Annotated in this window: 11 protein-coding genes and 1 tRNA gene; 9 read left to right on the forward strand and 3 right to left on the reverse strand. The window is 31.9% G+C overall.

Annotated elements, in window-relative coordinates; genetic code table 11:
• The 4 genes from QZU75_RS11840 to QZU75_RS11855 all read left to right on the forward strand — a co-directional run.
• Positions 1-292, forward strand: a 292-nt coding sequence (locus tag QZU75_RS11840) for a hypothetical protein (protein WP_296883980.1), incomplete at its 5' end; no start/stop codon positions are given.
• Between the two features lie 171 nt (positions 293-463).
• Positions 464-1132: a hypothetical protein gene (locus tag QZU75_RS11845; RefSeq protein WP_296883982.1), complete on the forward strand. Its 669-nt coding sequence runs from the start codon at positions 464-466 to the stop codon at positions 1130-1132.
• A gap of 12 nt (positions 1133-1144) precedes the next feature.
• The gene (locus QZU75_RS11850; RefSeq protein WP_296883983.1) at positions 1145-1849 is read left to right on the forward strand and encodes a hypothetical protein; all 705 of its coding nucleotides are present in this window, start codon (positions 1145-1147) and stop codon (positions 1847-1849) included.
• A gap of 46 nt (positions 1850-1895) precedes the next feature.
• Positions 1896-3035: an Ig-like domain-containing protein gene (locus QZU75_RS11855; RefSeq protein ID WP_296883984.1), complete on the forward strand. Its 1140-nt coding sequence runs from the start codon at positions 1896-1898 to the stop codon at positions 3033-3035.
• Between the two features lie 153 nt (positions 3036-3188).
• Here the strand turns inward: QZU75_RS11855 and QZU75_RS11860 are convergent, their stop codons facing one another.
• The gene (locus QZU75_RS11860; protein WP_296883986.1) at positions 3189-3782 is read right to left on the reverse strand and encodes a hypothetical protein; all 594 of its coding nucleotides are present in this window, start codon (positions 3780-3782) and stop codon (positions 3189-3191) included.
• Between the two features lie 159 nt (positions 3783-3941).
• Positions 3942-4097: a hypothetical protein gene (locus tag QZU75_RS11865; RefSeq protein ID WP_296883988.1), complete on the reverse strand. Its 156-nt coding sequence runs from the start codon at positions 4095-4097 to the stop codon at positions 3942-3944.
• Positions 4098-4272: 175 nt separating this feature from the next.
• Between QZU75_RS11865 and QZU75_RS11870 the strand changes: the two genes are divergently transcribed.
• The 4 genes from QZU75_RS11870 (at position 4273) to QZU75_RS11885 (ending at position 7747) form a co-directional block, all read left to right on the forward strand.
• A complete protein-coding gene (locus QZU75_RS11870) occupies positions 4273-5268 on the forward strand; it encodes an Ig-like domain-containing protein (RefSeq protein WP_296883990.1) in 996 nt (331 codons plus the stop codon).
• A gap of 702 nt (positions 5269-5970) precedes the next feature.
• Complete coding sequence (locus QZU75_RS11875) at positions 5971-6558, forward strand: SseB family protein (protein WP_296883991.1); 588 nt, start codon at positions 5971-5973, stop codon at positions 6556-6558.
• A gap of 46 nt (positions 6559-6604) precedes the next feature.
• On the forward strand, positions 6605-6772 hold the full coding sequence (locus tag QZU75_RS11880; RefSeq protein WP_296883993.1) for a hypothetical protein: 168 nt from the start codon (positions 6605-6607) through the stop codon (positions 6770-6772).
• A 15-nt stretch (positions 6773-6787) separates the two neighbouring features.
• Entirely contained in the window at positions 6788-7747 is a 960-nt protein-coding gene (locus QZU75_RS11885) for a hypothetical protein (RefSeq protein ID WP_296883995.1), read from the forward strand.
• A 575-nt stretch (positions 7748-8322) separates the two neighbouring features.
• Here the strand turns inward: QZU75_RS11885 and QZU75_RS11890 are convergent.
• Positions 8323-8404, reverse strand: a tRNA-Leu gene (locus QZU75_RS11890).
• Positions 8405-8609: 205 nt separating this feature from the next.
• Here QZU75_RS11890 and QZU75_RS11895 point away from each other — a divergent pair.
• Positions 8610-8957 (forward strand): hypothetical protein (locus QZU75_RS11895; protein ID WP_296883997.1); only part of this gene is annotated, 348 nt, incomplete at its 3' end.

Raw genomic sequence — 8957 nt, forward strand, 5'->3', positions numbered from 1 at the left:
TGTCATAAGCAAAAACAAGGATATTGTAAGCCATATCATTGACAGCATTATATGGGGCAAAAAAGAAGTTGCCGTTCAGCAAAACAATAATGGAGGAGATAGTTCAGCAAGTAGCGAAGGGCCTTCCGCTTATGCCTACAAGTCTGATGGAACTCCAATGTATAGTGAAAAGGAAGTAAACGAATATATGTCAAATAAATATGGTATGGTTGAGTATCATGTCGGTGATAACGGATATATTGATATGGATGAGCCAGGTTTTGACGATGCCGGAAATAAGATAAATAACTAAAGATTAAATGTGATGTAATTTTTTTATGAATTAATTACATCCATTAATTTTTTTATTGAAAAAACTGTTTTTATCATTTTAAATCTTTTAAAAATAATGAAATGGGATAAAATTATAACATGATAATAAGATATATTAAACCAGTTGATACTTTTTAATTGGGGCGAGAACATGGAAACTAAACATATTATAGTTATTGTGGCAATAATTGGGGTATTAGTCATTCTTTGCGGAGCATTTGCTTTCGGATTCATGAATCAGAATAAAGATGCTTTAAAAATCAGTGACATTAATGTTGTTAAGGATCAGTATGGTATTTATAGTCTTAAGGGGCATATCAGTCCTTTGAAGGATTTCAGTTATCTTGAAGCTAGAATTGTTTTTTATGATGATTCCGGTGCGATTATTGGAAAGGCGCCGTGTGCCTGGAATATGCTGGATATTAAGGCAGGTTCTAACATCAGCGTAGGTAATGGTATGGGTGCTGTTTGTGATGGCAATCCTGCCTATGCGGTCGTCAGTTTCTATGATGATGTAAGAAGCGACACTGCGATAGCAAACGCCACCGTTCATTTATCAAAAAACAATACTACAAATTCCACTAACAAAACTGTAAGCACCGCCAGCAGCAGTGATGCTGTTAAAAACGACAATGACAACAACAGAAAGTTTACTCAGGAAGACATGGACAAAGCACGTGATGAAGGTTACAGCAACAGTTATAGTGATTCCCAATCTCAAAGCCAGTCTGACAGTATAGCAGGCGGTCAGAATGATGGTTTAAGCTATGACTATGATAAAAATAACAGACCCAATATAGTTGATGGTAATCTGGAGTAATAAGGTGAAAACATGGAAACTAAACATATTATAATTATTGCGGCAATAATTGCGGTGTTAATCATTCTTTGCGGAGTATTTGCTTTCGGATTTACGAATCAGAATAAGGATGCTTTAAAAATCAGTGATATTAATGTTGTTAAGGATCAGTATGGTATTTATAGTATTAAGGGGCATATCAGTCCTTTGAAGGATTTCAGTTATCTTGAAGCTAGAATTGTTTTTTATGATGATTCCGGTGTGGTTATTGGAAAGGCGCCGTGTGCCTGGAATATGCTGGATATTAAGGCGGGTTCTAACATTAGTGTCGGTAATGGTATGGGTGCTGTTTGTGATGGTAATCCTGCCTATGCGGTCGTCAGTTTCTATGATGATGTAAGAAGCGACACTCCGATTGCAAACGCCACTGTTCATTTTTCAGATAATAACACTGCAAACTCAACTGAAAAAACTGTCAGCACAGGCAGCAGCAATAATGCCGTTGTTAAAAACGACAACGATGATAACAAAAAGTTTACTCAGGAAGATATGAATAGGGCACGTGAAGACGGCTATTGGAACGGATACAGTGATTCGTATCAGGACCAATACCAATATTCGGATGATTCTAGTGTAGAAACAACTGCTGACAGCAGTTCTTCAAGCAGTAGTAAAAGTAGTGGCAGCAGTAGTAGCAGTTCAAGCAGCAGCAGTAATATTGAAACTACACGTGGTTGAATAAAAATATTAAAATATTTTAATATCAATTTAGATATACTTTATCATGAAATTTAAAAGTTTAATTGTATTGGGTGCACTTTTGCTTGTTTTATTTGTAGGTGTTGGGATAACAGCTGCAAATGAAAATACAACAGCTAGTGTGGAACTTAATGCAGAGGTTAATTCAAATTATAACACTGAAGATATTGTTTTAGGAATCGAAACTACTTCGGATGATGTTTATGGGGATGAAAAGGTAGTCATAATCGATATTACAGACTATAATGGTTATTCAGGTGATAAAAAGGTACTGGATTATGAGGAACAGTTTATATCCTGCAAAGTTAAAGATGGTGCCGATTATATTGATGATGCATATGTGTGCATGTATGATGAAAAAGGAAATGAATATGAGGTCTGGTGGGATGAAGAAAATGGCTATTATTGGGTTGAAGACAAACTTCCTGTAGGCAATCATGAAATAACAATATGCTTAGAAGATTCTTACTATACTGCAGATCCATTAGTTAATAGCGTAGTTGTTGAGAAAGCTTATTTTGCAGGGGATGTTTTCTGTAAAGCTTATTATGGGACTACTTCAGATACTTTAACTATGAAGGCAACAGTTAAAGACAGCTACGGTTATCGTGAAGATGGAACTGTTACTTTTAAAGTCAATGGTAAATCATACACTGTTAAAACTAAAAATGGGGTCGCCACTAAAACAGTTAAAATAAAAAAAGCCGGAACATACACTTATTCTGCTATATTTAAATCTGGAAATTATTTAGATAAGGGTGTCGGCAAAGCTAAATTATATGTTTACAGCACTTCAAAAAAAGCAAGAACTTTTAATGTAAAAGAATATAAGATTGTAGTGCCGTTATCCAAATATAAAAAACTTGTAGCTGCTAAAAATACAAATAAACCAGTTTTTTATGAAATTAATACAAATAAATTCATAAAACAAACATATAGACATTATTACAATGGCAATAATTATGTGTACAAAAGTGTCAAAGCAAGAGGAATAATATGCATTTCATTTGGAGGAAAACAGGGACTTCAAACTGCACCTCCAAACAAATATTCTTTGTTTTTATTCACTAGATATCAGTTCCCTGACAGCTTCTGTACTCCTAGAATAGGCGGACAAAAAATCAGCAGTGAAATAAACAAATTAAGTAAAGCTAAAACAAGGTAATATGCTGTTTTAAGCATATTTCCCATTATTTTTTTTATGTAAGTGTTAATTAAATCAATACCTCTTTTTTTCTCAGATTGAATTTGAATTAAATGGTAATGGCTGTTAATAAAGATGTTATTTAACTTCGTGCATATAAGGCTTTTTCAGTGACTAATAATCGCCCCATGTTGATGCCCTCACTCCGTTTGGCAGTCCTCTTACTTCGCATCTGATTCCACGGTAATTTTTAACTGCAAATGCCACTCCTCTATATTTATGACCTCCTTTTATTAGCGTAACTTTCACGCTTTTTGAATATCCTGGATGGGAACTGCCATGTTTTTTAAAAAATTTGTATTCTTTAATGGCCTGTTTTTTCATTTTATTCCAGGTTGTCTTTTTGATTTTCCATTTGTATTTGGATTTGCCTTTGAATACATTATATATGCTTTTTTTAGTTGTTTTGACTTTGGCAGGTGTTGATTTTGTTGCTGTAAGTTTTTCCGGTGCCTTTAAACTTGAAGACAATATTGGTGCAGTGACTGTACTTGACAAAACATCTTCACTGCTTTTAGCTAAAACGTCAGGCTCTTTACTTTCATTTGAATCATCACTTGCCTGCTCTAAACTAACTGATTCACTGTCGGGGTCATTTTCCATACTGATTATCTCATCTGTGGTGTTGTTCTCAGCCGCACTTGTTGCACTCAATGTCAGTGCGACTAATAACATGAGAGACAAAATTCCCATCATTTTTAACTTCATAATTTAAACCTCCTTTTTAATCTGTATTAATATATCTTACACACATATTATTTATATTCAATTGCTTTTGTTGAAATGCTGAATTATGCAAAGTATTCTTTTTAGTAACCTGTATTCTTCAGCTATTGAATCATTAACGTTAATGTTAATTTTCTATTTTTATGTGATGACTTTTACATTAACGGTCCGGATGTTGAAAATCATACCTGATTTAAGTCCTACATATATATCACATGGTTTATAAAGGTACTTTTCTATCTGAAAATGGCAGTCGTTAATGTTATTTTCATTTTTTGATTCGCTTTTGAATTTCATGTAATCTTGAAAACAAGTTATAATCTCAAGAAAGCAATTTAGTCTAATAAGTTAATTCCATTAGTGAAATTTTTTTGTATCTGAGCTATTTCGATAATAATTTAAATTATTGGCAACAGATATAACAATATTGATGAGTATTAACTCAAACATTAATTATTTAACAGGGATAACAATGAAAACACTAACAAAAGTATTATTTGGAATTTGCATGCTGTTTTTAGTGATTGGTGCTGTATCTGCAGGGGATAACACAACAGATTTTGTTTCGGGCACTGCCAATAGTGATACTGCAGCTGAACTGGTAGTGGAAGATTATGTTACTGAATATAAATCTTTTGAACCATTGAAAGTTAGTCTAAAGGGACCAAATGGTAATTTAATTAAAAATCAGGAGATATCTGAAGAGTTCTACGGAGATCTTCGATATGATGCAGACTGTGTGGATAATACAGGTTTTACAGGCATTACATCCCATCCTCCACTGCTTGAAGCAGGAGAGTATACCGCATATATCTCTACAAATTATCAGGGGAAAATCTTATACAAATTTATTGATGTGAAAATAACAAAAGCGGCAGCAAAAATCACAACTTATAAAATAAATGCTGAAAACACCAACTATGTAACACTCAAAGCAAAAATAACTGATAAATACGGTGGAGAGATAGATCAAGGCAAGGTTGTATTCACAATCAACGGAAAAACATATACAGCTTATCCCAATATTGACGGAATAGCTTCTAAAAAAGTTAAACTGACAAATCCCGGAACATATACTTTCTCAGCAAAGTACACCTGTCGAAATTATAATACCGTAACTGCAAAATCCAAAGTAGTATTAAAATATCCGACAAAAACAGTAACCTCAAAAGTTACTCCTTCACATTTTTATCCTACTATAAAACTCAATAAATATGGAGACATATTGTCTGTAATATATGCAAAAAAAGATGAACAGTATAAAAAAGGAGTTTATGTTCATATTCATTATCATGGAATAGACCCGCCAAAACACGCTAAACTTTTAAAAGTAAAAATTTGGTTTAAAAATAGTAAAGGTAAAATAATTACTAAAATTTCTTCAAAATGTAAATATAATGGAATTAGTTTTAAGTTAATTAATGGATACACTCCTTATAAAGCAAAAGCTTGGTATAAATATAAATGATTTAACCTTGTAGAAATCATGTCAAAATTTAAGTGAAAATCGATGTTATTTGTTTTTCTCAAATAATTTATTTTGTTTTTTATATCTTACATTGGCATGTTATTGTTCTTTTTATTTTACACTTGAATTTGTTCATTGCATAAAATTTTTACTAAAATGCTTTGATTTCAAATTTAAGCTATTTTACTTCTTTAATTTTTCTCGGGTTTAAATAGAATTAATTTTTAACCTATCTCATTTGACCGCTGACACACATATCTAAAAAATTAGTAAATTATATAATGAACTTATCCGAATACCTGGATAAAGCAATACAATACCAATAAAGCATAAAATCCAGGTATATGATTTAATTGAATGATTTTATAAAACAATGATTCCCAGAAAAATAAAAATGATATTCAAAAACATGAAGGTGCCTGCTTGTCAATAATATTCAACGGTGATTAACTTTATTGCACGTATTATAAAAATAACAAAGCATTTCTTCATATATAATTTTAACTTTTCATGATTTGCGGACAAGTATTCAACGATTAAAAACAGATTATATTATAACTGTCAGCTTTAAACTCTCCGGGGCGTGATAAAATGAACATTCATGATGTCAGAAATAATCATTTGCAAAAAATAATTGAAGATATATTCGATTTTCCGGACGAATATATTGATGAATAATTAATAACTGATTTAAAAAGGGAAGTGAGATTTTCAACATTCATATGTCCTGCATGTGGAGCGGGGTTACTTCTTCTTGGAGATGAAGGTGAAAGCGGTGTTGCAATACCTGCATTTACAAGCATGAATGAGTATAATCTGGAATTTGAAGGGGCAAATATTGAACCTGTGGCATGGCAGTTCAGTGATGTTGTGCAATATCTGGAAAATGAAAATTTTGAAGGCATAATTGTAAACCCTCATATTGATAATTTTTTCATATCCCAAGACGTTATACGTGATGCCCTTGATATGATGACGTCATTTACAAGATATTACAATAAAAAATCAGAATTCAGTGACGATGAACTGATGAATATTTTTGAAAATGAAAATGCGGATATTGATGAATATCTGACCGGTTCTGATTTTTCATTCGAGCATCTGATTCATAAATTGTCAAAAAGGGATTTATTCACTCTTGTATCTTCAGCAGATGATTTCACATCCAAAATTCTAATATATGAGGATATCTCTTCTGACGGGTTTTTAACAGTCAATGAATTCAATGGCGAGTACTGTTTGATTTTCAGCTCTCCGGAACATATGATTCCCGTTAAAAAAATATTATGAAAATAATCAACGCAGGTTATATGCTTTTCCAACTACGTTGGAACTTATGGCAAAATACGTTCTCGAACTTGATTTGGACGGTCTGATACTCAATTACGGCAGCCACTCATTCAGAATTTCAAGAGAGATACTGCTGGTATACATTAACGATATTGCTGAGATTACACGTCATGAAATTCAGCATGATTTAAGTGATTATCTGTTTAACTTATAATAGGAGGCGGTGTATTTGGCATTAAAAAGCGATTATGAAAATTATTGTATGAGCTTACGCTCATTGGTCTATGATTTGGATGAAATTCCCGAGGATTACTTTAAACATGAAACATTACTTATTAAAGAATTCTTTTATTTGATTTTTGAGGAATTCATGACTGTCCAGGAGGCTTTAAATGATTTAAAAGTATTTTATAACATTTCCATCCCTAACATTAAAAATAAGCTTATAAGTGAAGGCTATATTGAAGATGATTTAAATATGGATATTGTTGATGAAATCCTTGACTCGTATAATCCTAAAAAGCTTAAAAAAATACTTAAAAGCAATGGCCTGAAGGTTCCTGAAAAACCTCAAGATCAAAAGGAACTGATTAAACGTGAAATACCTGAAAAAATCGCTCCCCATGAATTAAGAGTAACTGAAAAAGCAAAGCTTTACTGGAGCGACAATAAAAACAGGGCGGATTTGTTTACTGACTGCTGCGGAGATCTTTTCTATTATCAGGAGTACTATGATATATGCATCAGTAACTGCGATAAAAGCGATGGTGAAAATCTGGTGGAATTTATTGACCTGCATTATGATTTAGCCATCAAAAGAAATGACCATCCGGGCATAATATATTCTTTGGAGTCAAAAGCTTATTACAATAACGTCCACACAAAAGACTTTAAAAAAGGATGTGACGAGATTTTAAAACAGTTTATATTAAGTATCAATCCGATTTATTTATCTGAGAGATATTTTGGGGAATATGAACCGATTACCTATTCCTTAAACAAAAATCTCACTGCAATAGCTGATGAGTTACCGAGGGATTATATTTTAAAACGCTTTAATGAAATATGGGATGAATTTGAATTTGAAAAGTTATTCATTACATATGATGATGCTTCAGATTATTTAAATCACTTACTGGACGATGAAAATGCATATAAAAAAATTAACAGGAATGATTATGTGGATTGAAAATCTTTCCAGCATTAACAGAAATATTTATTGTGTTTTTATAAAGTTTAGAAATGATAAAAAATCATTTCCATATTCATTTTTTATATAAAATCGCTTTTCTCTTGTATCAATACCTGACTTTTCATACATCCTGCGTGTTCAAGGATTGGATTCTATAATCAGATATTGCTCTGGATTTTTCCCATGATTCGGCAGGACCTCCTCTCTTTTTATATCTCTTAATATTTTATGTGAACGTCTCTAAAGGCTTGCAGTTATTAAGATAACGTAATTGTCTTTAATTAAATCAATTAGGTTTCATATTTCTGCAATCTGATTTTTTCCAAGCGCCGGATTTTTGATTTCCTTTGCTATTAAAGTGTAGTTTAATCTAGAAGAATTACTTTAGAAATTTCAATTTTTGTATTCAGAATTTATTAAAACCTCATGAAACCAGATTTTAAATTAAATATTCGATTGGATAATTCTGTATGTTAATTATAATCATTAATACATTCTGTAAAAAGTTAATGCATTATACGGGGATTAAAACTATTGATTTTCAAAAGAAGCGTCTCTTCATGTCAGTTAAGTAGGTGTGGTGGGACTCGAACCCACGAAGCACTAAGCAATAGGTCTTGAGCCCATCTCATTTGACCGCTCTGAAACACACCTATAAAATCAGTAAAAACATATATCTATCATTCAATGTTTAAATACTTAAGGGATGGATATAAATCGGCTCTTTCAAACTTTGCTGATTTTGCATGTGTTTTTATGATTTGGATAACAATCACATTAATCAAAACATAACTACATTAATTTTAAATTAATCCACTAACATAACTTATTAATAAGATATATTAAAGGAGTTGTTTTTATGAAAATTATATCCTGGAATGTTAATGGTAAGTTTAGTGAAAAATTTCCAACTATTCTTGAAGAGGATGCAGATATTTATGTAATTCAGGAATGTGAAAATCCTGTAATAGTTAATTTAAAAGAATATGGTGAATTTGCTTCCAATTATTTTTGGGTTGGTGAAAACCAATATTATGGTCTTGGAATATTTGTTAAAGATAATGTAAAATTGGAATTAATAGATTTGGATGATAAAGGACTTAGATACTTCATACCTGTTAGAGTTAATGATGATTTTAATCTTTTGGGCATCTGGACCAATCCAGATATGGAAGGAAATAAGGTAATTCACTACCCAAAAGAGATT

Origin of the sequence: uncultured Methanobrevibacter sp., assembly GCF_902764455.1 — an archaeon.
Classification (GTDB): Archaea; Methanobacteriota; Methanobacteria; order Methanobacteriales; family Methanobacteriaceae; genus Methanocatella.

Coding starts and splice junctions, on each gene's coding strand:
- QZU75_RS11855 (WP_296883984.1), top strand. CDS start 1,896: ATGAAATTTAAAAGTTTAATTGTATTGGGTGCACTTTTGCTTGTTTTA.
- QZU75_RS11850 (WP_296883983.1), top strand. CDS start 1,145: ATGGAAACTAAACATATTATAATTATTGCGGCAATAATTGCGGTGTTA.
- QZU75_RS11845 (WP_296883982.1), top strand. CDS start 464: ATGGAAACTAAACATATTATAGTTATTGTGGCAATAATTGGGGTATTA.
- QZU75_RS11865 (WP_296883988.1), bottom strand. CDS start 4,097: ATGAAATTCAAAAGCGAATCAAAAAATGAAAATAACATTAACGACTGC.
- QZU75_RS11870 (WP_296883990.1), top strand. CDS start 4,273: ATGAAAACACTAACAAAAGTATTATTTGGAATTTGCATGCTGTTTTTA.
- QZU75_RS11860 (WP_296883986.1), bottom strand. CDS start 3,782: ATGAAGTTAAAAATGATGGGAATTTTGTCTCTCATGTTATTAGTCGCA.
- QZU75_RS11880 (WP_296883993.1), top strand. CDS start 6,605: ATGGCAAAATACGTTCTCGAACTTGATTTGGACGGTCTGATACTCAAT.